This window comes from Aquimarina ulvae (assembly GCF_053613295.3).
Genome location: NZ_JBSIBP030000004.1, coordinates 374,209 through 397,639, shown reverse-complemented (window position 1 = coordinate 397,639; position 23,431 = coordinate 374,209). Strand labels below are relative to the sequence as shown.

Annotated in this window: 20 protein-coding genes; 3 read left to right on the top strand and 17 right to left on the bottom strand. The window is 33.2% G+C overall.

Features of this window, described 5'->3' with window-relative positions; translation table 11 throughout:
• Nucleotides 1-44: 44 nt before the first annotated feature.
• The 3 genes from ACWGOQ_RS11500 to ACWGOQ_RS11490 all read right to left on the bottom strand — a co-directional run bounded on the left by ACWGOQ_RS11500 (nucleotide 45) and on the right by ACWGOQ_RS11490 (nucleotide 2,567).
• On the bottom strand, nucleotides 45-194 hold the full coding sequence (locus ACWGOQ_RS11500) for a GNAT family protein (RefSeq protein WP_452058054.1): 150 nt from the start codon (nucleotides 192-194) through the stop codon (nucleotides 45-47).
• Nucleotides 181-1,257 carry a ligand-binding sensor domain-containing protein gene (locus tag ACWGOQ_RS11495; protein ID WP_452058055.1) on the bottom strand — a complete coding sequence of 359 codons (1,077 nt, stop codon included), beginning with the start codon at nucleotides 1,255-1,257 and terminating at the stop codon, nucleotides 181-183. The genes ACWGOQ_RS11500 and ACWGOQ_RS11495 overlap by 14 nt, the downstream gene beginning before the upstream one ends.
• Before the next feature lie 89 nt (nucleotides 1,258-1,346).
• Nucleotides 1,347-2,567 (bottom strand): permease, encoded by a 1,221-nt coding sequence (locus ACWGOQ_RS11490; RefSeq protein ID WP_452058056.1) that lies wholly within the window; start codon nucleotides 2,565-2,567, stop codon nucleotides 1,347-1,349.
• Nucleotides 2,568-2,860: 293 nt separating this feature from the next.
• On the opposite strand from ACWGOQ_RS11490, the gene ACWGOQ_RS11485 reads away from it, so the two are divergent.
• Together ACWGOQ_RS11485 and ACWGOQ_RS11480 are read left to right on the top strand one after the other, a co-directional pair.
• A complete protein-coding gene (locus ACWGOQ_RS11485) occupies nucleotides 2,861-3,616 on the top strand; it encodes an SDR family oxidoreductase (RefSeq protein WP_452058057.1) in 756 nt (251 codons plus the stop codon).
• Between the two features lie 81 nt (nucleotides 3,617-3,697).
• Nucleotides 3,698-4,279 carry a TetR/AcrR family transcriptional regulator gene (locus ACWGOQ_RS11480; protein WP_452058058.1) on the top strand — a complete coding sequence of 194 codons (582 nt, stop codon included), beginning with the start codon at nucleotides 3,698-3,700 and terminating at the stop codon, nucleotides 4,277-4,279.
• A gap of 325 nt (nucleotides 4,280-4,604) precedes the next feature.
• Here the strand turns inward: ACWGOQ_RS11480 and ACWGOQ_RS11475 are convergent, their stop codons facing one another.
• The 12 genes from ACWGOQ_RS11475 to ACWGOQ_RS11420 all read right to left on the bottom strand — a co-directional run bounded on the left by ACWGOQ_RS11475 (nucleotide 4,605) and on the right by ACWGOQ_RS11420 (nucleotide 20,352).
• Nucleotides 4,605-5,012, bottom strand: coding sequence for a DUF6326 family protein (locus ACWGOQ_RS11475; protein WP_452058059.1), 408 nt, complete (start codon nucleotides 5,010-5,012; stop codon nucleotides 4,605-4,607).
• 72 nt (nucleotides 5,013-5,084) lie between these two features.
• Complete coding sequence (locus tag ACWGOQ_RS11470) at nucleotides 5,085-5,936, bottom strand: helix-turn-helix domain-containing protein (protein ID WP_452058060.1); 852 nt, start codon at nucleotides 5,934-5,936, stop codon at nucleotides 5,085-5,087.
• A gap of 204 nt (nucleotides 5,937-6,140) precedes the next feature.
• Nucleotides 6,141-6,722 (bottom strand): pyridoxine/pyridoxamine 5'-phosphate oxidase, encoded by a 582-nt coding sequence (locus tag ACWGOQ_RS11465; protein ID WP_452058061.1) that lies wholly within the window; start codon nucleotides 6,720-6,722, stop codon nucleotides 6,141-6,143.
• 270 nt (nucleotides 6,723-6,992) lie between these two features.
• Nucleotides 6,993-8,477: an alpha/beta fold hydrolase gene (locus tag ACWGOQ_RS11460; RefSeq protein WP_452058062.1), complete on the bottom strand. Its 1,485-nt coding sequence runs from the start codon at nucleotides 8,475-8,477 to the stop codon at nucleotides 6,993-6,995.
• A 5-nt stretch (nucleotides 8,478-8,482) separates the two neighbouring features.
• On the bottom strand, nucleotides 8,483-8,875 hold the full coding sequence (locus tag ACWGOQ_RS11455; protein ID WP_452058063.1) for a hypothetical protein: 393 nt from the start codon (nucleotides 8,873-8,875) through the stop codon (nucleotides 8,483-8,485).
• Between the two features lie 117 nt (nucleotides 8,876-8,992).
• Nucleotides 8,993-9,955 (bottom strand): helix-turn-helix domain-containing protein, encoded by a 963-nt coding sequence (locus tag ACWGOQ_RS11450; RefSeq protein ID WP_452058064.1) that lies wholly within the window; start codon nucleotides 9,953-9,955, stop codon nucleotides 8,993-8,995.
• A 355-nt stretch (nucleotides 9,956-10,310) separates the two neighbouring features.
• A complete protein-coding gene (locus tag ACWGOQ_RS11445) occupies nucleotides 10,311-11,720 on the bottom strand; it encodes a hypothetical protein (protein ID WP_452058065.1) in 1,410 nt (469 codons plus the stop codon).
• Nucleotides 11,721-11,927: 207 nt separating this feature from the next.
• Nucleotides 11,928-12,944, bottom strand: coding sequence for an adenosine deaminase (locus ACWGOQ_RS11440; RefSeq protein ID WP_452058066.1), 1,017 nt, complete (start codon nucleotides 12,942-12,944; stop codon nucleotides 11,928-11,930).
• 99 nt (nucleotides 12,945-13,043) lie between these two features.
• Entirely contained in the window at nucleotides 13,044-15,050 is a 2,007-nt protein-coding gene (uvrB, locus tag ACWGOQ_RS11435) for an excinuclease ABC subunit UvrB (protein ID WP_452058067.1), read from the bottom strand.
• A gap of 79 nt (nucleotides 15,051-15,129) precedes the next feature.
• Entirely contained in the window at nucleotides 15,130-18,582 is a 3,453-nt protein-coding gene (locus tag ACWGOQ_RS11430; protein WP_452058068.1) for a T9SS type B sorting domain-containing protein, read from the bottom strand.
• A gap of 26 nt (nucleotides 18,583-18,608) precedes the next feature.
• Nucleotides 18,609-19,448 (bottom strand): ABC transporter permease, encoded by an 840-nt coding sequence (locus tag ACWGOQ_RS11425; RefSeq protein WP_452058069.1) that lies wholly within the window; start codon nucleotides 19,446-19,448, stop codon nucleotides 18,609-18,611.
• 4 nt (nucleotides 19,449-19,452) lie between these two features.
• Complete coding sequence (locus ACWGOQ_RS11420; protein WP_452058070.1) at nucleotides 19,453-20,352, bottom strand: ABC transporter ATP-binding protein; 900 nt, start codon at nucleotides 20,350-20,352, stop codon at nucleotides 19,453-19,455.
• Nucleotides 20,353-20,607: 255 nt separating this feature from the next.
• On the opposite strand from ACWGOQ_RS11420, the gene ACWGOQ_RS11415 reads away from it, so the two are divergent.
• The gene (locus tag ACWGOQ_RS11415) at nucleotides 20,608-21,675 is read left to right on the top strand and encodes a hypothetical protein (protein WP_452058071.1); all 1,068 of its coding nucleotides are present in this window, start codon (nucleotides 20,608-20,610) and stop codon (nucleotides 21,673-21,675) included.
• Between the two features lie 66 nt (nucleotides 21,676-21,741).
• Here ACWGOQ_RS11415 and ACWGOQ_RS11410 read toward each other — a convergent pair whose 3' ends face one another.
• Together ACWGOQ_RS11410 and ACWGOQ_RS11405 are read right to left on the bottom strand one after the other, a co-directional pair.
• Nucleotides 21,742-22,800 (bottom strand): nucleoid-associated protein, encoded by a 1,059-nt coding sequence (locus ACWGOQ_RS11410; protein WP_452058072.1) that lies wholly within the window; start codon nucleotides 22,798-22,800, stop codon nucleotides 21,742-21,744.
• A gap of 90 nt (nucleotides 22,801-22,890) precedes the next feature.
• Nucleotides 22,891-23,400, bottom strand: a complete 510-nt coding sequence (locus tag ACWGOQ_RS11405) for an IS1096 element passenger TnpR family protein (RefSeq protein WP_452058073.1) — start codon at nucleotides 23,398-23,400, stop codon at nucleotides 22,891-22,893.
• Nucleotides 23,401-23,431 lie beyond the last annotated feature (31 nt).

The window sequence follows — 23,431 nt, the reverse complement described above, 5'->3', positions numbered from 1 at the left end:
TGATTGGTTAATTTTCTGTATCAACTTTTATTTAGCTGCTCCATTTAATATAAGTCAAAACCATCTACCCAAAAGTCTTTTTCAATTTTTACAAGCGCAAATCCCATTTTTTCATAGAACTTACTTGCAAATTGAGAGGTTCTTACCACGTGCGTTTTTTGTTCTACAACCGTATACCATTTACCAAGGTCCATTCTTAGTAATATTTAGAAACTTTCCATTTTCTAAGCGATATGCACCTCCAAAGCCAACGAACCAGAGTCTATTTACTTGATCTTTATAGATTTTGAAAATTGTGGGTCCTTTATTTTCTTTAGACGTTTGATATTCGATTAATTTTTCTCTATTGAAGGTGTATAAAAAATGTTGATCGGAAACAAACCATATGTTTCCATCTTTATCCTCCGCAATACTTCCTATACCTTTTCCATCTTTAATTCTACCTTCAGTTATATTACTCGTCTTATTTCCTCTTAGATTATATAATCCTTTTTTTGTTGAAACCCACAAATCGCCTTGTTTATCTTCAAATACTTCATTGATGAAATTAGTTTGAATACCAGCTTTAGCAGAGATGTTGATAAGCTTATTATTTGCATATGAAAAGAGACCTGCATTAGTGCTAAACCACATATTCCCGTTATTATCTTCCATAATGTCGTGAACTATCTTTGTACTGGAAACCCCACGAGTTGTATCTATTTTGCCTTCAGGAATTTCAAAAGATGTAAAATGGCTTCCATCAAATACACAAACTCCGTCTATGGTACCAAACCAAATATTCTCCTTAGTATCGGAAGTGATGCACCAAACATCGTGGCTTATTAAACCATCTGATTCGTAATAATTTGTAACGAGTTCTCCATCGATACTACTAACACCTCCTGTATGTGCAAACCATATTTTACCGTCTTTACTTTCTGCAATATCTTTTATTGTTACTCCTTTCCCTGATGTACTCTTAATGCTATTGATTTGAATCAATGATTTACCATCAAATTTCAATAGTCCACTTTCAGTTCCAAACCAAAAATTTCTTTTACTGTCTTGAAAAATAGTTCTTACTACTTGATCAATCTGATTATCAAAATCCAAAAATAGCGATGAGTTTTTAAAACTATTTTTATTTGATTGGATGTGCTCCAAATCTTTTTCTGGAGTTATATTTTGTAATGTATCCTTGCTTCTTTGTCTACTACAAGAATATATGACAAGAGATAGAATAATTACTATTAATAGTTTAATTTTAATTATCATTTTTTTGGACATAACAATTATATAAAAGATGATTTTAATACATATTATGCTTTATTGATAGATTATATTTTGGTCAATCCTCAGAAATCTTAAAACTTATATTTCAAAATGATTCCTATTAACAACCATAAATAACACGTAATAGCTGCCCATTTTAATACTTTTTCAAGTATTGGACTTTTTGGTGCCATCTCTTTATGATGTTTTACATTTTTTCCTTTAAAGAAACCTAAGTAGACTAGAATTCCGGATAAAGCAAAGAGTACAAGATTTAGAAAGAAGGTATAATCTATCTTAAAATGTTCTTTTTCAGTTATATTTTTTGAAGCTACCTCAGGAATCAGGTTTAGTAAATCAAATCCATAGTGTAGCAACAATGAAGTGGCAATAAGTGAGGTAAATAATAAAAACAGTATAAAGAGAGACATTCTCCAGCCGTAATATTTAGCATTTATACGTAAAACAGGGAAGATTACAAGATCACTAAATATAAATGCCATTACTCCTGCAAAACTAACTCCTTTTCCTAAAAGTAATGCAGCAAGGGGGATATTACCCATCGAACCAATAAAGGTTAAAAATGCGGCTATAGGCCCTACAACGACGTGTTCGAGTAATGTTAAAAAATCAAAAGATTCCTGTCCACTGCCTGTATTAATGAATAGTGTTCGAAAGAATGAGTTTGGTACAAAAACGGTTACAATTCCTGCTATTGTAAATCCTACTGTTATATCTTTCCATACCATTTTCCACTCCATAACATACTGTTTTCCAACTTTAGCCCAATTCTCATTTGACTTCAACTTTTCACTTAATGGTGTATGTGTATGCTGCTTTTCTTGTTCAATTTCATTCAATCTGTTTCGAGCATTTTTTATGAGTTTATGTGGGTTAAGGATTCGAATAAGAAACCAGCTTATGAGAATGAGTAGCATTCCGCCGACATATTCACCAACAACAAATTGCCAACCTAAAAATATTGAAATTATAATACCCAGTTCAATAACCAGATTAGTCGAAGCCAGTAAAAATGAAATAGATGAAACGAAACTAGCACCTTTTTGAAATAGTGACTTTGAGGTAGCTAGCGCGGAAAAACTACAGGAACTACTTATAAAGCCAAAAAAAGTACCCAGCAAAACACTTTTCCCATCTTTATCACCCATAATTTTTTGCATCCGTTTTTCAGTAACAAAAATCTGTATTAGGGAGCTCACAATATAACCCAAAATAAAAGCCCAGGTAGCCATCCAGAAAAACCCTAAACTGGTATAAGCGGCTTCACTCCATTTTTGTAGAAATTGATCCATTTAATTCTTATTTATTTTGGATATAGATTTTTCCTTATCTATCCTACAGATCATGTAGAGATAACATATTGGCCGTTAATTTTTATTTTTTGTAAGTATTGAGCTGTTATAAAAATACACAAACTATTTGATTAAAACTCTAACTGCTTGCTGTGATTATGTAGGGCATCTTCATTGATGTACTTTTTTATTTGAAATTAACATAATATTTTTTGGAATGTTCGTTCTGTTATTTTTATATTTGAAAACGGAACGAACGTTCTGTTATTATTAATAATTTAAAAATTTGAAGAATGACTAAATTAAATGGCAAAATAGCCATAGTTACAGGCGGTAATAGTGGTATTGGTTTTGCATCTGCCAAGGAATTTAAAGACCAAGGCGCAAAAGTGATCATTACAGGAAGAAATCCAGAAAAGGTAAAATTAGCAGAACAGGCACTTGGTGTAAAAGGTATTGTAGCAGATGTTAAGAATATTTATGCCATAGAAGACTTGGTTAAACAGGTGAAAAGTGATTATGGAAACGTTGACATTTTATTTGTAAATGCAGGGGTTTTCCAACCTGCTCCAATAGGTCAAATTAGCGAAGAATTGTTTGACAATCAGATTGCAATTAATTTTAAAGGTGCGGTTTTTACGACAGAAAAATTCCTTCCCATTTTAAATGATGGTGCATCAATTATTAATCTATCCTCTATTAATGCGTACACAGGAATGCCTAATACGGCAGTTTATGCTGCCACAAAAGCTGCATTAAATTCCTATACACGTACTGCAGCCACAGAATTAGCTCCAAGAAAAATTCGAATTAATTCTGTAAATCCAGGTCCGATTGCTACACCAATATTTGAAAAAACGGGTTTGGGTGAAGAACAATTGAAAGGTCTTGGTGACGCTATGCAAAATCGTATTCCTTTGAAACGTTATGGAAAACCTGAAGAAATTGCTAAATTGGTTTCTTTTTTAGCATCTGATGATGCTTCTTTTATAACAGGAAGTGAGTACAACATAGATGGAGGTACTAACATTAATCCACTTTTGACTTAATTTTTTTGTAAATATTTGGAATGATAATTCCGAAAAGATATTTTTGTGGAAGCGTATTTTTACGCTTCCATATTTTTTATTATGCCAAGAGTAAAATTATTTGATGAAAATGAAGTGCTAACCAAAGCAATGAATTTATTTTGGAAGCAAGGATATTCAGCAACATCTATACAAGATTTGGTTGTTCATTTAGGTATAAATAGAGCGAGTTTGTATGATACTTTTGGGGATAAGGAAAAACTTTTTAAAAAATCCTTTGCGCTTTACCGTAAGCAAAGTATTGATAAGATTGGTCAATTATTTCAAAAACAGTCAAATGTTAAAGAAGGGTTCTCTGAACTTTTTAATAAAGCAGTAAATGAAGCTTTAATCGATAAGGATAGAAAAGGTTGTTTTGCTGTAAATAATACGACAGAACTTATCCCTAATAATCAAAATTGTCTAGAGGTTTTGTCAAACAATAAGCGTGATTTTGAAAATCTATTTTACGAATATCTAAAAAAAGGCCATAAGAATGGTCAATTAAAGGAATGCATAGATTTACAGTCATTAGCATCTTTTTTATATATAATCTATAATGGTATTCTAGTAGTTGCTAAAATCCAAACTAGTAAAAAAGAACTAATGGCTTCTGTCAATTTAGCCCTGTCTTTATTAAAGTGACAAAATATGATGCAATAGGAATAGTAGTTTAATCAGTACGACTACTTTTATGAGAGAGAGATACTGAATTAAATATTGAAACGGTTCGAGTTTAAACCCGAACCGCTGTTATTTATTCTTTTTTCCATATGTCACAGTACCAAACTATAAACAGTATGGTCAAAGCTCCAATAGTTGAAAAGAATATATATGATAGAGAATATTATTCCTAGCATTGGTTTTTATTAATAACTTGTGCTATATAAACTGCTGTAGTAAAGAAGTTTAGATACAGTTATGTTATCTACTCAGAATCCCAGAATGTTATATATAAGTTTTATAATAACTATATTTTTGTATCCTTTTTCCAGTTAAAGCTTGTTGTGACAATTGATATAAGTGCTAATATCTCTATCGTTAGATGGAAAATATCGTCCATATCTGTTGGAGTTGTGGTGAGTAGGATTAACGGCATAAGACTACCTGCTATTATGTTGATTCTTTTATTGATATGCTGTTTGGTAAAAAGAGATACCAAAAGCATACTAATCGGGATATTGACAATAACAGCACCCAAAAGCATAATTGTTTCCGTAACTTCCATGCCATTGTAGTAGCCTGTAAGTAGCATTTCAAGATGCGATTTTAGAGTCATTTGATGGATATCTCTAAAAATGATATTGAATATGATAAATAACCATAAAGAGAAAAGTTTATATCTTTCATTTTTCCAACTGAGCGTGATTTGTTCCATAATTAAATTTTAAATTGTTTATGTAACAAAATTGCCAAAACGAGCAGAGAGAACCTTGACGCCAATAGTCAATTACTTGACTAAAAAGTTCAATCTATATTGAGAAGGAGAAAGTTTATGTTGCTTTTTAAACGCACGGCTAAGATGTTCCGGAGACTCAAAACCACATTCATAACCAATACTACTTATTGATTTATCTGTAGTTTTAAGAAGATCGGCTACTTTTTTTAATTTGACTTCAAGTCGATATTTGGCAGGAGTTGTATTGAAAGATTCCTTAAACTTTCGCTTAAAGGTAGAAACAGAACAGTTGGTGACAATTGCAAGGTTTTCTATAGATTCAGTCTGTTCAATATGAGCCTCTACCAATTCTTTAAAAGAGAATGCTCTTTCTGAAAACAAGCTCTTGATTATTTGTCGTACATAATCTGAATTGTCAGTTTGAAGAAGAAAAAGAATAATCTCCTTCAATTTTATTTTAAGGATGGACTCTGTAAGCGCATCCTTATTTTCAAAAAACTTTATAATCGTATCAAAATAATGCCTTATAAGTTCTGAAGCGGCAGACTGCACCACAAATTGAGTTATTGGTTTTTCTAATTCTTCCCAAAGCTCAGGTTTTTCATTTTCAAAAACGTTATTCAAAACTTCCCTATTGAAATGCACTATAATTGAACTTAAATTGCCAATGGGTTGATTAGAGAGCATACTTCCCAAGGTTAGTCCACATAAAGAGGTAATGGTATGACCGGTTTTGGCTATAATATTTTCAGATTCAGAAAACACCTGATTATCTCCTTCAATGATATACGCTACACAAGCATCAGAAGGCATGTTTAAGTTTTCTTCTACAGGAGTTTCTAAATTCACCATAGTGAACAATGGGTACTCAAATAGTAATATGCTGTCTTTTCTTTTTATCATTTTTACACGTAACATTTGAAACTATGTTGCCTTTATTCAAGAAAAGGGTAAATTAGTATTAACGTTCTGTTGTAACGGTTATTTATGAGTCTAAAGTTACTCTTTTTCGATTTGATAGAGGCTTTAACAATTTCAGGTAAATTTGTATATCATCAACTCTGTTATAATTATAGTTACGTATTATTTGTTGGCTGACTTTTCATCTCAGGGCTGTATTTGTTTCATATTCCACCTACCATTTTCAAATTCAAAAAGTTTTCTATCGTGAAACCTTGTTTCTCTAAATTCCATGAATTCAATTCGTATAGGGTTAATTGAAAATCCACTCCAGTTTCTCGGTTTGCTTATTTTTTCGTTCTCAGTGATTTTGTCTAGTACTTTTTTGTTGAGTAACTCCAAATCATTAGTTTCTTCACCTTGTTCACAAATTGATGAAACGGCTTTTGAATTTATATTTCTACTGTCAAAATATTTTTTTGCCAGTTTTTCTGAAATTTTACTTGCTGTTCCTTGAATTCTAATTTGACGTTCAGTCGCTGTCCACCAAAAAGTCAATGCAACTCTATGGTTTTTGCTTATTTCTATGCCTTTTCTTGAGTTTAATGGCCCAGTTATAATGAACGAGTCATTTATTATTTCCTTAAAAGAAACAAATCTGGCATTTGGAAAGTTATCAATTCCAATAGTTGATAAACAGACTGCTGTTGGAATCTGAACCTTAGTCAAATTCAACTCTTTATCAAACCATTTTTTGAAAAGCATTATTGGTTGTTCAGTTTTATTCATTTCTTTTATTCAAATAGCCTTAAAAAATTTAATGCAAAATGCGTTTTTCTTATCGTTTGTAGTGTATCATTAGTACGTACTCAATTTAGCAATCAGGTTTTCCAAATGCTGTTTCCACTTATTATAAGAATCTAATTCTTCCAACAATTCTACAATTTCTCTTTTTCCGTTTTATTTGGTTTTTCAATTTCTGCCAGCCTAAAAAGTAAGAAAAAATCTTCAGATTAATCGCTTAGCATAATGAATAATACACACATTGTCTCAAGTTATTTATTCAGTTTTAAACTCAGGACTTTTTATTTGTCTAAAACAAACAGGATTTGGTTTCTGTTTTGGATCGTTAAAAAAATCGTTCACTGCTTGCATTGCACAAGGATTGCTCCAATTTACGGTAGGACCGTGTTTCCAGCCTCTAAAGATTAAATGATGACTATTTTCTAAGTTATTGTTCATTAATGAGGCCCATTTTACTGGCGTTAGTTCGTCATATTCTCCATTTATTAGTAATACAGGAATAATACTTTTTACCGGCAGATTTTCAATATCAGAGACTTTTTTGACACCCCAAATGTTACAAATCTCTTTATCATAAACAGCTGGTGATAATCCTATTACTTGAGGATACCTTAGTGTTTCTGTTTCTATTTTATTTTGAGAGTTGAATGGATATTCTTCTGCGCACCAGACAGATAGTCGCATACCAATACCAGCACCAATACCAGGTTTCTGGAATAGATACGATAGTTGCTCTTTTATGGATGTCAAATCATTGTTCAATAGCTTATTTATTTCAAAAGGAACAGTAGGAATATCGTTAGTTGATGAAGAAGAGAAAACTGTTATCAAATCTGACCCATCTAGATAGAATGTTTCGGTTTTACCATTATTTGGATTTTTCACATCAACTTTAAGCGGATTTTTGGTCTTTTCTGTCAGGTAATCAAAAAATCGATTCTTTATATTAGGGAAAGCACTGTTGCACTTTTGATCATACGCACAATCAGAAAGTAATTTGTTTACTGCTTCCAAAAGGTTTTGCACACTTTCTTCATCATAACTCGCTTCCAAAGGCAGTGGAGAATCCATGACGACGCTTCTAATTTTTTCAGGATAATCGCGCAGCAAAACCTGTCCTATTTTGGTGCTGTAAGACATGGTTAATAAATTGTACTCTTTTATTTTCAGAACTTGGATCAGATCATCGATGTCCGCAGCAACTTCATTAGTGTTATAACGATTGAGGTCTATCCCTTTTTTTACCAGTTTTTCTTTACATTTTGTAGCGGCTTCTTCAAAAATTGAATCGTAGTTTTGTGAATCGAAGCTTGGTAGGTTTGATTTGTAAATTGCACTTGACCATTCTGGGCAATCTAAACTTGGTTTCGCATATTGAGTGCCACGCTGCTCAAACAAAATGAAATCCCGATCGTCAAGATATTTGTAGTATTCCATATACTGAGATGCTCTCATAGAGGTGTAGCCTGGCCCGCCAACAGTGTATAAAATTGGATCGGGTTTTGGATTTTTACTTCTACTTTTAAAAATGTAAACAGGTAATTTTATGGTTTTACCATTTGGTTTGTCTCTGTTCTCCAGAACTTCTAAATAACCAAAAGTAAATTCTTGTTCTTTTGAAATTTTATGAGTTGTTTTCTTGGAAACTGAAAAGGATGGAACAAATTCCTGTAGTGTGTTTTGTGCAGATGTACAGCCAAACACGATACATATTGCAATTGCTAATAGGTTAATTCTCATTATATTTAATTGCTTTTGGTTGCTGTCCAAACAGATAAAAAGTTTCTGTTTAGTGCGTGAGTGGTGCCGTGTATAATACCATCATCATAATAGAAAGTAGTATTATAAGTTCCCGTTCCATCACCTGAAATTAAAGCACCGTAAATAATCCCTAATTGTGTGTTGATATTTGCATTTTTGATATTAACACCTTCACGATAAAAATAACCTTCAAATGAATTATCGGTTGCTTTTGTTATCTCCATGAACGCAAAATTGTCATCTGTTTTATCTTGTGGACTCATATCTAATTTCCACTTTCCAACTAATACGTTTACATCTAAATTCGATGATTTTTTTTGAATATCACTTGAAAGTAATGTTATTAGACAACACGATAGTAAGTATAAAGTTTTCATTTTTTAATATTTTTAAATTTTGAAGTAAACTTATATTTTTGAGTTGAAAAATTCGCTTCAATTAGGAAGTTGACACCAGTTTTTTAAAAATAAGTAGTTCAATTTTGAAACTGACTCTTATATATTTTTTAATTCGTTAGGAGAAATACCAAGTTGTTTTTTTATTGCCCGGTTAAAGGAAGACTTTGAATTAAACCCAGCTTCAAAAGCTAAACTAAGTAACGTATATTTTGAATTATCTGAATCTTTAAGCAATGCCTGAATTTCTTTTACACGATACTCATTTACATAATCATTAAAGCGCTTGTTAAAAACTTCACTAAGAGTTCGCGAAATGAGGTATGGCTTACTATTTACTTCTTCTGCTAAACTATGAAGTGAAAGCTCTGGGTTTTTATAGAGTTTACTATTTTCCATAGTATCTTCTAGTGTTTTGGCGATGCGCTTAAGACGTTGTAAGTCATCCGAACTGGGAACCTGTTTTATTGAGGTTTCCGGGTCATTTCTTCTGGAAAAACCTTCTATTCCTATCCAGTATGTTAAAATTGCCATACCGATAAAGAATGGATAATAATAAAACCTAGTAAAGTAAAAATACGAGCTTTCATTTACCGATTTGTATAGTATTAAGTCAACTAGAAGTACTAATAAAACCAAAGAGAAATAAACTAAAAAGGAATTAATTATTTGCTTGATCCATTTCAGTTTGATGTCGGTGATTTTATACGATTCCTGTATGGAATTTAGCATACTTCGGGATTTATACGCATAATAAATAATAAGAATGCTTGCGATGATATAAATCGTTGCATTGTTCATCCAAACTACATAACCATAATATCCCAACCACGACAAGCTTTCTCTTGTGCCATCCCAATATAAATTTTGAAGTCTTACAAAGACACTAACAAGAATTTGAACAACTACCGGAAGGAAATGAAACCAGTCTTTCTTCTTAAGTTTTAAAGAGGGTTGTGTTTGTGCTTTTGTGTAAAAATATAGTAGTGCACCGTGAATCCAACTTAAATCGATCATGATATAATACCAACCATCATAATAGCCCAGGCCAAATAATCTCATGATTTGTACTAAAAGACGGTAAGAAAGTAGAATTAAAATGGTTGCTAAAATTCGATTAGCGACCTTATTATATTCAGTAGATCTAAATAAAGTAAAACTATAAATAATGCCTTGAATTGAACCAATAGACAAAAGAAGTATGATGAAAACCGTACCTACCTCCATGAAATTTTAAATATTCTGTATGTCATGATAATTAAAGTATTAATAAGGTCGGAGCCGATGTGACAACTTTTTTTGTACCGACGTAGTGAGGAATTTGTAAACCTGTAGCCTCAATAACTTCTGTAAATACAAAAATAGCTTTAGTTCAAGGCTTAGAACCTTAGTATGTTGATAGGTTGTAGCTTTGCTATTACTCTTCTTTTTTTTTCATTATTTCAATTCTTACATTATTTTTTTTAAAGGATTTTAAAGGATAATAATTTTTATCTAATTCTTGTAATTCCATATCACTTAAATTGTAAACATTAGAATAAAACACATAAATTTCATTACCTGAAAAATTCTTAAAAGTCCGCATGTCTCCATTAAGGTCAATATGATCGATTGATGTATCATTTGGAAAAAAGGATGCCGTTTTTATAATAGGTAATTTATGTTGATCCATATAATGAATAGCTTCTTTACGAATTCCCCAATATGATAAATGAGCCAAAGAGGAATCCCACCCTTGTGCAAATGAATCAGGATATACAATAAAGTTACCTAACACTAAACTACCTAACATACCTGAAAAAATAATTTTTTTCATTTTATATTCTTTAATAAGAATAAATGATAATAGCGCAAAAGAAAGATATGAGATTATGTAGTATCTATGTCCCATTGTATTTCTAAGTATTAAACTAGTTGAATAAATTGTGATAGTTGAAAAAATAGAAATAATTAATAAATAATTATATTCTGCCCAATTTATTTTTTTCCTTTTAATGTAAAATGTGATAAGTATAAAAAGCAATAAAACAATTCTTCCAAAATCAGTAAATTGATATCCTAATACGAGAATATTTCTTCCAAAATTTCTCAAAAAATCATTAATTGAGGAGAATTCTAGCGCATTGCCCCATATTTCCAAAGGATGGGAAATTATCCAGCCCTTCGTAAGATATCTCCAAAAGATATACACACAAGCAGGTATCGATGCGATTAAATATGTCAAGATGATTTCTTTTGAAAAAAAATGTTTAAGTTTTTGTTTCTTTATCAAAGTAAATAGTAATATATCAATAATAAACAAACCTGAACAAAGCATCATCCCCCTAAATGTTATAATCCCTAAAAAGGAAAGACCAATTATTTTTAGATAAGTATTATTCCTCATTATTGAATTTAAAGCTAAAAAAAAGAAAAATAATTGAATTATTTCAGGACCTACTAATACAAATTGAGATAATAATGTTGGGTCAGCAATGACAAATATGAAGGCTATTAATTTTAAATATTTTCCTTTAATGAAAAAACAAATAAAATAATATAGTTGAGATAATAATCCAAAAATAAATGGTAACATGATCCAATGAGAAGTGGCTAATGATTTCCCAAATAATTCCCAACTAATTGCTAGTAAGGTTGCAAGAAAAGGAGGATGCCCATTATCAATATAAAGTGGAATAGACTCCCAATTAAATGGGCTCTCTTGAAATAAATGGTCACCTATTTTAGAGCCATAAAGTACATTATCCCAAAACATGCCTATGTCAAGGCTAAATAAAACTATGAAGACACTTAAAGTTAATAAAAAACCTAATTCTCTATATTTCATTTTCTATTTAATTGCCCACGAATTGGTTATATTTGAATTGGTATTCATCCTTCTACTATGTATTCAACTACAACCATTTATAAATGTCTAATTAACGTTTAATTTTACGGTTATTAAATTAAAATTTAAATATAAGAGAAAAATCCTTTAAATAACTGATAGGTCAATGCACTTTATTAAAGAAAAAGTAATACTTACAAAAGTAAATTATGAGTAGTTTAAGAAGTAGCGATCAATTTCAAGGATATTGTTTTCTTTTTCCCGATCTGATAGCCAACTTGCTTTAAAACTGTTTTTTACTAAAGTGGTGATCTGTTTTTTTGAAAGGTGAAGAGCCTTAGCAATTTTCACGTAATTTTCGTTCATATATCCACCAAAATAAGCTGGGTCATCAGAATTAACAGTGACCAACAGATTTTTATCCATCATTTTTACGATAGGGTGCTCTTTTAAATCCTGTATTACTTTTAATTCTAGATTGGACAAAGGACATAGGGTAAGTGGTATTTGTAAATCAACGAGTCTTACCACTAATTTTGGATCATCCAGGCAACGATTCCCATGGTCAATTCGCGTAATTTTTAGTAAATTTAAAGCTTCCCAAATATATTCCGCAGGACCTTCTTCACCAGCATGTGCTACGGTTAGAAATCCTTCTTCGATCGATTTTGTAAAAACCCGTTCAAACTTTGATGGGGGATTGCCCACTTCTGAAGAATCGAGCCCCACAGCACTTATCCAGTCTCTATAAGGTAGTGCTTCTTCTAATGTTTTAAAGGCCGAAACTTCATCCAAATGCCTTAAGAAAGACATAATTAATTTATAGGTGATACCCAGTTTCGATTGTCCATCTTCTAGGGCAGCATGAATTCCGTTGATAACCGTATCAAAAGCGATACCTCGATCTGTATGTGTTTGTGGATCAAAAAATATCTCAACATGTATTACGTTTTGTTCGTGTACTTTAGTAAGATAAGCCCAGGTAAGATCATAAAAGTCCTGTTCTGTGATCAGTACATTAGCTCCTGCATAATAAATATCCAGAAATTCCTGAAGGTTATTAAATTTATAAGCATTTTTTATTTCTGTAATAGAATTATATGGAATCTCTTTTTTATTTCTTTTGGCAATTTCGAACATCAATTCAGGTTCAAAAGTTCCTTCTATATGTAAATGAAGTTCTGCTTTGGGAATGCCTTCTATGAATTTCTCTATGGATATCATATATATTAATTTTGCGTTCTTTTTTATCTGGAAAATACCTCAATAAGCCAGGTGTGTGACTGTTGGAAGTGATTATACGTCTTAAGTCTTTTATAAGAGTTACACTTTCTGATCTTGTACTTTAGCCTGTAACATTTTGATTTCATCGCGTAATCTGGCAGCAGTCATAAAATCAAGTTCTTTTGCTGCTTTCTCCATTTCTTTTCGTACGTTGCGGATACGAGTTTCTAACTGATCTTTAGTGAAATAAGCTGTTTCTTCTTCGGCTGCTTTTAGTGTCGGAGCCGTTTCAAACTGATAAGGCTCTACTTTTTTACCAGCCAACGCATTATCTAAGGATTTTTTGATGGCCTTAGGGGTAATTCCGTGTTTGGTATTATACGCTATTTGTTTTTCGCGACGATAATCAGTTTGATCAATCGTCTCTTGCATACTTCGAGTAACTTTATCTGCATACAATATGGCCAATCCATTTACGTTTCTTGCAGCTCTACCAATAGTTTGTGTTAGAGATCTATTATTTCGTAAAAAACCTTCCTTGTCAGCGTCCAAAATAGCTACTAGAGATACCTCAGGTAAATCAAGTCCTTCACGAAGTAAGTTAACTCCGATCAATACATCAAAAAGCCCTTTCCGTAAATCTTGCATAATCTCCACGCGCTCCAGTGTATCTACATCACTATGGATATATCTACATCTGATATCAATTCTGGTTAGGTATTTGGTCAACTCTTCTGCCATTCGTTTGGTAAGTGTCGTTACGAGTATACGCTCATCTTTTTCGATACGCTTCTGCATTTCTTCAATCAAATCATCGATCTGATTAAGACTGGGTCGCACCTCTATGATAGGGTCCAGTAGTCCTGTTGGACGAATGATTTGTTCCACATACGTCCCTTCACTTTTCTGTAATTCGTAATCTGCTGGTGTAGCACTGATATAGATGATCTGGTTTTGAAGCGCTTCAAACTCTTCAAATTTTAATGGCCTGTTATCCATTGCTGCGGGTAACCTGAAACCATATTCTACCAGATTTTCTTTTCTGGAGCGGTCACCTCCATACATCGCGTGGGTTTGTGGAATGGTTACGTGACTTTCATCTACAATCATCAGGTAATCATCAGGAAAGTAGTCTAATAAGCAGAAAGGCCTGGTTCCTGGTTCTCTCCCATCCAGGTATCGCGAATAATTTTCTATTCCCGAACAATACCCCAATTCCTTGATCATTTCCAGATCAAAGTTAGTACGCTCTTCTAGTCTTTTGGCTTCCAGGAATTTCCCTATTTCTTTAAAATATTCGACTTGTTTTCCTAAGTCCAAAGCAATTTGATCAATAGCTCCGTGTAATACATCAGGAGAAGTTACAAACATGTTAGCGGGATAGATATTTAGACGATCATATTTTTCTAAAATTTCGTTAGTTTGAACATCAAATGCCTCTATTTCTTCGATTTCATCACCAAAAAAATGAACCCTAAAGGCATCGTCCGCATAACTAGGATAAATATCAACTGTATCTCCTTTAATTCTAAAGTTACCGTGATGGAATTCTGCTTCAGTTCTTGAATACAAACTTTGTACCAATTTTTGAAGTAACGCGGTTCTGGATACAAACTGCCCTTGCTGGATGGAGATAACATTCTTCTGAAACTCAACTGGATTTCCTATACCATATAAACAGGACACGGAAGCTACGACTAATACATCCCTGCGTCCCGAAAGTAGCGAAGAGGTGGCACTTAACCTTAATTTTTCAATCTCATCGTTAATCGACAAATCTTTTTCTATATAGGTTCCTGTATTAGGTATATAGGCTTCAGGTTGATAATAATCGTAATAAGAAACAAAATATTCTATAGCGTTTTCCGGGAAAAACTGCTTAAACTCTGAATATAGCTGGGCTGCGAGGGTTTTGTTATGTGCTAATACTAATGTGGGGCGTTGCACCTGCGAAATCACATTAGCCGCTGTAAATGTTTTACCTGACCCTGTAACCCCTAAAAGTGTTTGATATTTTTCTCCGGCTTCTATAGCATGAACAAGTTGTTTTATAGCTTCAGGTTGGTCTCCGGTAGGTTTAAAATCTGACTTGAGTTCGAACTTCATTGTATGCGGTATCTTTTCTGAATAAAGATACTGAATACTGATATGATTTTTAATAATAGATATAACTTTTAGGGAAAGTTTATCGTATTAAAGAAAAGCTTCCTGTACGAATTCTACCATCACTTAGTTCTACACGAAACCAATATTCACTGGATGGCATTAGATTTCCTCCATAGGTTCCATCCCAACCGGTTCCTGATGGAATTAATTGTTTTAACAATTTACCGCTCCTGTCAAAAATATAAATGGTAGAATTACCAAGTACCTGAGCTGATATTCCTTTTACATTCCAGGTTTCGTGAAAACCATCTCCGTTAGGCGTAAAATATTTAGGAAAACCTACCACAGAAATATCTTGAGTAGTTTCTGGACCACATCCATTTATATCTCTTACGTACACCGTATGGAATCCAGGAGGGATATTGGTAAATGTTGAGTTATCTTGGTACGTTCTGATATTACTTCCGTTAAAGGCGATGGCATATTCGTAATCGCCAGCTCCGGTTACATTAATAGTAACCGTATTATTATCTGAAGCGTCCATAATCTCTATAGGTTGTATAATTGTTGCTGGTGAAGAAGAAATCACTGTAATTGTGCGGTCTTTAATACAGTCAGTTATTTGATTTGTTACTGTTACCGTATAAACCCCTTCTTGTAACACAGTGATACTCTCTGTAGTTTCGCCATTAGGCGACCACAAATAATCAAAATTATTAGAGTTACCGGATTGTAAATCGGTGCTGATCACAACACTACTGCCTTCACATAAAAAAGCTTCGGCTTGTTCCTCTATATCCGGCAATGGATTTACAAATAGTGCTACCTGGTTGATGCCATAACATTGATTTAAATTGTCTTCAACACGCGCATATACCACATCTTGCCCCTGTGTGCCAACGATAGTATTCGTGTAAGCTGTAATTGGGTTGATTTCGCTAAGTGCATTTTCGATAGTTTCATAATAAGAAACAGAAAGGTTTGGACTTACAATTCCTAATAAAACCTGATTGTCTGCTTGAGCAAGATCAAACTCTCTAAAACCATCCTCAATACCATCATCATCACAGGCTTCTAAAACTGCATCGCTAGCAGATGTTGTACTTACCAATAAATCCAGGCTAGAGATTCTAAAACAGCCTGTTAGATCATCCGTTACACGAACTAAAAGTTGTTGATTGGATGCTGTATTTTGATAGGCGTCAGTATTAGAGATCGAAGGGGTTCCTGCGTCTGCAGAAATCATATTTTCGAAAAATAAAACCGAACGATCGGTTGTTCCTCCTGTAATTTGGTCTATCGCTTCATCGAGGTTGAACAAAGTAATACCGTCATTGGTATTCATAAATTCATCACACTGGGATAAAGATGTATCGTTAGCTACTGGCAGTAAATTAATGGTTACAGGAATTTCTACGGTGTCAAAGCAATCCGTATTTAGGTTGTTTTCGAGTCTTGCAAACACTGCGGTCATTGTATTGGATACTATTGCATTTGTAGGATCCACAATTGCATTCGTATTGTTTTGGGCATCCAGAAGTGTTGTATGATATGTAATTGAATAATCAGCCATATTCTGACCGTTATAAATATCAGCATTAGCCAATGTTAAATCATAGGTTATCATACCATTAGTATCATCTCCATCATCCGCATTATCACATGAGGCTATTGGGGTTGTTGGAAAAGCAGTAGGATTATCAAAAACTTCTATTTGAAAACTAGTCGTATCATAGCAATTGATGTTTCCTGTGTTTTCAATTCTTGCTGCAATAGTTTGTGGATTGCTTTCAGTAGTGAAATTTTGAGGTAAATCATTGATAGCTGCATTTGCATCCGCAATTGATCTAAAATATCGTACCTGAAATTGAGTTGGATTTTGTGTTCCTAATATTAGCGCATCATATATGGAAAGATCCAGATCTGTATTTCCATCATTATTATCATCACAAATGATTTGATTGAAAGGAGTGCTTTGAACCGTAGGCACTTCAAAAAAAGTTACATTGGCAACACCAATCAAAGGGCAACTACCGTCATTAAGATCTACTTCTAATCTATAATTTCCGTTTGTAGTAATATCCAGAAAAAAAGAATTGTCAGTAATCTGTACATCATCTACGTACCAGATATAGGTAGCCGTTGGGATATCTTGATATTCTAACCTATAACTATCGCCTTCACATAATACAAGATTCACATTATTTGGGTCTCCACTATTAATAATATCAATAGTCTGAGCAAAAATAGATTGTATGAATGGAGGTAAACCGATCCGGGAGCCTCTTCTTCCGTCTACATTAATGGACAATGCTCTATCACTGTAATTGATATTTGCTACTAGCGCCTCTGGGTTTTCTATAACTCCAAGAAAGTTCCCCGTATTTGAATTAAAGTCGAATAACGCTCTATAAATTTTTCCATCTGGGCCAAGTTGCAATGCGCCTGCACTAAATATTGAAGTGTCTTCCCCATTTTCATTCATAATCCTTGTTCCACTGGCAGCAATCTGATTATCTGGTAATGAAAGGTCAAATTGCATTAAAAAACCATTGCCTTGACCGCCAACCCCTAGACCTACTGTGGTATATAAACGTTCACCACTTTGGGAGAATTCAATTCCGTAAGGTGCATCACCATTATATAACTCTATTTCATTACTTACAATACCTGTACTATTATCAAAATCATACAACAGCACTTTTCCAGGGCCATCGCCTCCAGTTACATTGGTTAACCCAAAATGCACTACAGCCAATTTATCACCTTCTGGAGATGCCTTTAAGTACCCCAATGCATTTCGTCTATAGCCAGAAACAGGAACGGTAACACCAACTTGAGAAGTTACCGGAGTGGTATTTACGCCCGTTTGATCTACACTAAATGCATAATAAGTATCTATAAAATGGGTAATAACCCAAAAGGAATCACAATCATCACTTTTTACAGCTGTTATTTTTTCAGAGCATTTGTAAGAACTTTCAGTATTATCCGAGGTGTTGTATGTGATTAGTGGAATATTTTTTTCACTAACGACAACATCTCCTAAGCCTCCATTTAAAGTCATATCTACAACAGAATAGGTAAAGCCGTTATTAAAACCATCATCTTGGCTGACAGGAAATCCGGTATTTTGATTAGGATATGTAGCTGCGTTTTCATGATGAGGTTCATCTACTGCAAAGATGAAGTACCTATTAGGAACATTGGGTTGGGGTACAATCAGCGCACTCGATGTACTTGATGGATCTCCTAAAAGGCCAGTCCCTGAATCATAGTCCGCATTGGGCATAACCTGACCGTTTCGATTCCATGCAGTTCTTCCGTCAGTGTAGAATAACAAAGCACCCGTAGCATCCGATATTGTAGTACAGCCCTCTAGTGTATTTATTCTTCCATCTGTAAGCGGAGTAGGAGGTGTTGTGCTAAAATTTATTCCGGCATTTTGACCAAAATACCAATTGTTAGCTTCTCCTTGGGCAAATAATGAATAGCCTAATAGGAATACAATGAGGATTGATGTGTATTTCATGAGTTGAGTTCAAAAACTCAAAGATATCATAAATCTCTCTTTTTAAGAAGATAATATGAAAGTCTCACAAATATTGCGGTCCAAATTAAAACAATCAGTATCTCATACCAGTGTACAGCATAATCCCTTTGGAAGTTTTCTCCTAATTGATTAGCAGCGGATTGAATAACATTTAATCTGCTTACAGGCTCATTAATTAAATTGGCCATACTGTCCAAAGGTAAAAATGGTATTATTTTATCTATAACATCTGAGTCGAACTTCCACTTTATTAATCCAGAAAATAACCTAAAAGCCCCTTCTATAAGTTGCCAAAAAATTAAAAAACCAAGAGCGAAAGCAGAACGTTTTATGAGTATGCCCAGAAACATACAGAACGAAAAGAATCCAACAAGCTTTATAAAATACGCTAGAATAAATTCCAAATCAGAAAATATTATAGAAACCTCGTTATAGTCAGAAAAAACAAGACCAAGTATTAAAGAAACTATAAATAAAAAGAGGGTCGATACTAATGAGAAAACGATGACGGTAAGAAATTTAGAAGCTAGGAACTCTTTTTTACTTAAACCATCTATAAGATTTTGTTTCAATGTTCTGTTAGAGTATTCATTGGCCATCATAGAAACGATGACAATAGCCAAAAATAATTTTAGCCAAGCAGCTATCCATGAGTTTACATGCCATATATACGGGAAATTGAAAATCCCTTGATCTGCTAATCTAAAATTAACTCCACCAAAACTAAATTCGTAAGAAGCGATGAGTGATATAAGGAGAATTAGTACAAAGTATGTAATTGTAAGTACTTTGGCAGATTTATTATATCGTAATTTCTGAAATTCTATATTGAGTAATCGTAACATTGCTTTAGTTTAAATTGTTGGTTAATTGTAAGAACTGTTCCTCTAGGCTTTCTTTTCGTTTTACCAGATGGGTGAGTGTAATGCCAGCTTCATACAAATGTTTGTTTAAACTTTCTGCATCTAACTCACTATTTAAAAAAGCAATTAGTTTTCCTTCTTCTTCTTTGATCATACCAAAAGTGCTCTGTTCTGACAACCACTTTTTAAGTACACTATTTTGATTACTTTTTAATTCAAAGAAACCGTGACTAGCATTCATCTCATCAACTGGTCCCGAATATAGCTTTACACCTTTACGGATGATCACGACATGGCTACATACTTTTTCAACTTCATCTAGTAAATGAGAAGCCAGAAGAATGGTAGTTCCCTGAGAAGCAATAACTTTGATGATTTCTCTAATTTGATGGATCCCTTGTGGATCTAAACCATTGGTGGGTTCATCCAGAATTAAAATTTCCGGGTCATTTAATAAGGCAGAAGCAATGGCCAACCGTTGTTTCATGCCCAGAGAGAAGGTTCTGAATTTACTATCTTTTCTGTCTAAAAGTCCTACCAGCTTTAGTTTTTCATCAATTTTCTCTGTAGACACACCTTTAATCTGACAAACAAGTTTCAGATTTTGAGCAGCAGTCATATAAGGATAAAAATTAGGACGTTCTATAATAGCACCTACTTTTTTCAAAGCTTCGTGGGTAGAAGTTGCTCCATCAAACCAAGTAAAATCTCCCGTAGTTTTATTTACTACATTGAGGACAATACCAAGCGTTGTTGACTTACCACTTCCGTTGGGGCCTAAAATACCATATACATTACCTTTTTTTATAGTAAAGGAAAGATCGCTGACAGCGGTTATGGGTCCGAATCTTTTAGTAAGATTTTTAAGGGTTAGAATGGTTTCCAATTGTTATTATTTTTGGCGGTTATAATATAGTAGACGACTGGACTCAATTTTTGTTACATAATAAACCTGAAGATTGGAGTTTGTTTAAAAAAGTATTCTACTACAGACAATCAACATAGGATATTGAGCAGAAAGTGAAGAATATTATATTAAAAGCATCATATTTTTAAGAAATGAAGCTTGGTAATAAGCTGTTGTCTTCTAATACAACTTCCAGCATTGTTTTGTAACTTACCAACCGAAAAGCTGATGAATATGGAAGAAAAGTTAATGTCCAAAAAAAAACCTACATATCCGATTAATGATGGTTTGGATAGTTATTTAAAAGGATGTAATCGTAAAATTAAAATCCCCGTATTTTATGATGATTTGTTGAGGTTTTCTGGTTCCATAGTTGTATATGATAGTAACGATGAAGATACATTATGGGTTCGGGTGTATTATGAAGAACACGAACGGCCAGAATTAGAGTCGAGCTTAAAGAAAGTGTATACTATATTACATTCTGATGGTAATGAGGATGCTATAGAATTTCTTAACATTGATGCGATCGATTACTGTACCTTTGGAAATTCAAAACCATTTAGGGTTAGAGTTAGAAATATTCTGAATGATAATTACACCTATATATATATTAAGAAAGCAGATGCTTCTCGAATCTATGGGTTGGAGTTAGAGCACATGTTCTCACCCAATAGAATCAATTTTTTAGTTTATAAAAATACATTGATAGAGGAACATATTGCTGGAATTCCGGGAGATGTATTTATTAAGGATTTTCTACCTGATTTAAGTGATCAAGCAAAATCTCAGATAGCTAAAGAATTTGTAAAGTTTAACGAACGCTGTCAGATGCGCCTATTAGGAGACATGCGTTCTTATAATTATGTGATTATTCCGATTCATGATTTTGATCATGTAGAGTATAAAATAAGGGCCATAGATTTTGATCAACAATGTTTTGAGGGAAAATTAAAAGTATACCAACCTCAATTTTTTAAAGAGAATTTTGATATGGTTGATATTGTTATGCATAAGTTACAATCTAGTTCTATAGAGCAATATAAAAAAGAAGAACGCTCTGTATTGGCAAAGCGAATGTTAAATTCTAGAGCTCGATATGAGACCTTGATAAGGTGTATGTGTAAGGATACTATTTCTACAGAAGAAAATCTTCAGGAATTAAGAGAACATTTATATAATTTCACTTTAGACTTAAAATTTAGGAGAAGCCGATCAATGGGAGAAGTATTAAAAACCGCATTGGATTTTGTTCGAAGAAACTACGAAAATGTTAATATGAAACGATTATTGGAAGGATAGCACGTGAATGGGTGAGTTTTCGTTAGCTCAAAACACTTACATAACCAATAGATAACCAGTCACTTACTAATCTTTCTGCTCCTTGTTGAAATATACCAGATAATAATACATCTGTTTCTCTTCATCCCAGCCTTTCTCTACAAATTTTTCTGCAGATTCAGGATTGATAAAATCCATTTTAATCTGAATGTTTGTATCTAAGTTAATAGTGTTTTTCATCTTTTTTCTGGCAGCAGATACAGCAGTATTGGCAATAGGAAACTCGGTCAGATCCTCTATATGGTATTTCGGAGCTTTTTCTGTTTTGTAGTGTTTAAACTCAGGAATTAGATCAGGATTATCGATAACTTCATTTAGAAAAGCAGATTCTTCGAAGTTGTCATTTTTAGCAAAGTGGTTTACAGCACGATTCATAAACATCACTTGTTCTTTTTTATCTTCTGCCGGCAGTACTACATCTTTGGCAAAGTCCTGACAGAACTTCATGTACTTTTTAGTATAAAAATTCTCATCTTCAAAAGCTTCAACTCCTAAAAAATGTTCTAACCAGTATTTCGTATCATAACGGTTAGAATCTACAGAAAGAATTTTATATCCTTCTTCTTTTTTATGATTAAAAATCAGACAGCCTTTATCTAGCTTGTTAAGATTTACTCCTTGTTGGTGTAGTAATTCTAAATTCGTTCCTTTTTCTTCAAACTGAAGGAAATCATATTTTAATTCTGATTTAAAAATTCCTATAGCAGCAGTCTTTTCGTTATCGATTGTTAGGTTATCTAAATATGTTATATAAACTTCACCACTTTTAATATGAGGATGTTGCGACTGTTCGTACAATAAAGAAGCAATTCTTTTGGATTTTTCGTGAGCAGAAGATGGATTGTTAAAAATTTCTGTTACAATTTTATACAGTGGATTAAACTCTACATCCACTTCATTTACAAACTGAAAATAATTTTCTTCTTTTTCTCTAAATGGTTTAAAAAAGTATTCTTTTAGCAATGCTGTTAATTCGTCATTCAATGCATAAGGAGTGTCCGAAAGAAATATATTTTCGTTTCTACTTTTATTTCCTATTCTGTGAATGGAAAGAGATTCTATTTGGGTACTGTATAAGTTGATCATAACATGTGGGTCATCCTGACGCAGGCCGGAATCGATTTAATTTTAGTTATAATTATATTTTTGTGTTTTAGAAACTTAGATTCTATGAAATCAATTCCAGTTTTCGTCAAACCCTAGTTCATCATAATCATCCAGATCCAGAAAACCTTCTTCATCATCGTTTTCCTCTGGATCGTCAGCTTTAAACTCTTTATCGGGAGCATCATCCGGTATCTGACCGTGTGTATACATTACATTAGGGTATTCTCTTCCGGTTTCATATTCGGCAATTTCTGCTAGTTCTACCAAAAAAGTCCACATACTAAGAAAATCATATATGTAAATCAATCGAGGAGAGGCTTCATGTACAACGTCATTCAGCGATGTTTCATTCATCAGTCTCACAGGCTGATTACCATCACTCATATCGAAAAGAGAAATTTCTTCTCCTTGATTCCATTGCTCATTACTTGTGTAAAAAGAAGCCATTTCCATCCCATCAAAGCCAAACGATTGATTGATAACGTTGTGAAATTGCTCTAAGGTAGCATCTTGTTCGATTTCTATATCTCTAAAAACATCTTCTTCTGTATCCAGGATAATTCTGAAGCGGTAAATCATTCTTGATTAATTTGGATTGGCAAAGATACGA

Excerpts from the sequence above, each read along its gene's own strand:
- ACWGOQ_RS11425 (WP_452058069.1), bottom strand. The coding sequence starts at position 19,448 with ATGTTACGATTACTCAATATAGAATTTCAGAAATTACGATATAATAAA.
- ACWGOQ_RS11415 (WP_452058071.1), top strand. The coding sequence starts at position 20,608 with ATGGAAGAAAAGTTAATGTCCAAAAAAAAACCTACATATCCGATTAAT.
- ACWGOQ_RS11430 (WP_452058068.1), bottom strand. The coding sequence starts at position 18,582 with ATGAAATACACATCAATCCTCATTGTATTCCTATTAGGCTATTCATTA.
- ACWGOQ_RS11460 (WP_452058062.1), bottom strand. The coding sequence starts at position 8,477 with ATGAGAATTAACCTATTAGCAATTGCAATATGTATCGTGTTTGGCTGT.
- ACWGOQ_RS11405 (WP_452058073.1), bottom strand. The coding sequence starts at position 23,400 with ATGATTTACCGCTTCAGAATTATCCTGGATACAGAAGAAGATGTTTTT.
- ACWGOQ_RS11450 (WP_452058064.1), bottom strand. The coding sequence starts at position 9,955 with ATGAGATTATTTGGCCTGGGCTATTATGATGGTTGGTATTATATCATG.
- ACWGOQ_RS11495 (WP_452058055.1), bottom strand. The coding sequence starts at position 1,257 with ATGATAATTAAAATTAAACTATTAATAGTAATTATTCTATCTCTTGTC.
- ACWGOQ_RS11445 (WP_452058065.1), bottom strand. The coding sequence starts at position 11,720 with ATGAAATATAGAGAATTAGGTTTTTTATTAACTTTAAGTGTCTTCATA.
- ACWGOQ_RS11485 (WP_452058057.1), top strand. The coding sequence starts at position 2,861 with ATGACTAAATTAAATGGCAAAATAGCCATAGTTACAGGCGGTAATAGT.
- ACWGOQ_RS11475 (WP_452058059.1), bottom strand. The coding sequence starts at position 5,012 with ATGGAACAAATCACGCTCAGTTGGAAAAATGAAAGATATAAACTTTTC.
- ACWGOQ_RS11470 (WP_452058060.1), bottom strand. The coding sequence starts at position 5,936 with ATGATAAAAAGAAAAGACAGCATATTACTATTTGAGTACCCATTGTTC.
- ACWGOQ_RS11440 (WP_452058066.1), bottom strand. The coding sequence starts at position 12,944 with ATGATATCCATAGAGAAATTCATAGAAGGCATTCCCAAAGCAGAACTT.
- ACWGOQ_RS11465 (WP_452058061.1), bottom strand. The coding sequence starts at position 6,722 with ATGAATAAAACTGAACAACCAATAATGCTTTTCAAAAAATGGTTTGAT.
- ACWGOQ_RS11500 (WP_452058054.1), bottom strand. The coding sequence starts at position 194 with ATGGACCTTGGTAAATGGTATACGGTTGTAGAACAAAAAACGCACGTG.
- ACWGOQ_RS11480 (WP_452058058.1), top strand. The coding sequence starts at position 3,698 with ATGCCAAGAGTAAAATTATTTGATGAAAATGAAGTGCTAACCAAAGCA.
- ACWGOQ_RS11410 (WP_452058072.1), bottom strand. The coding sequence starts at position 22,800 with ATGATCAACTTATACAGTACCCAAATAGAATCTCTTTCCATTCACAGA.
- ACWGOQ_RS11490 (WP_452058056.1), bottom strand. The coding sequence starts at position 2,567 with ATGGATCAATTTCTACAAAAATGGAGTGAAGCCGCTTATACCAGTTTA.
- ACWGOQ_RS11455 (WP_452058063.1), bottom strand. The coding sequence starts at position 8,875 with ATGAAAACTTTATACTTACTATCGTGTTGTCTAATAACATTACTTTCA.
- uvrB (WP_452058067.1), bottom strand. The coding sequence starts at position 15,050 with ATGAAGTTCGAACTCAAGTCAGATTTTAAACCTACCGGAGACCAACCT.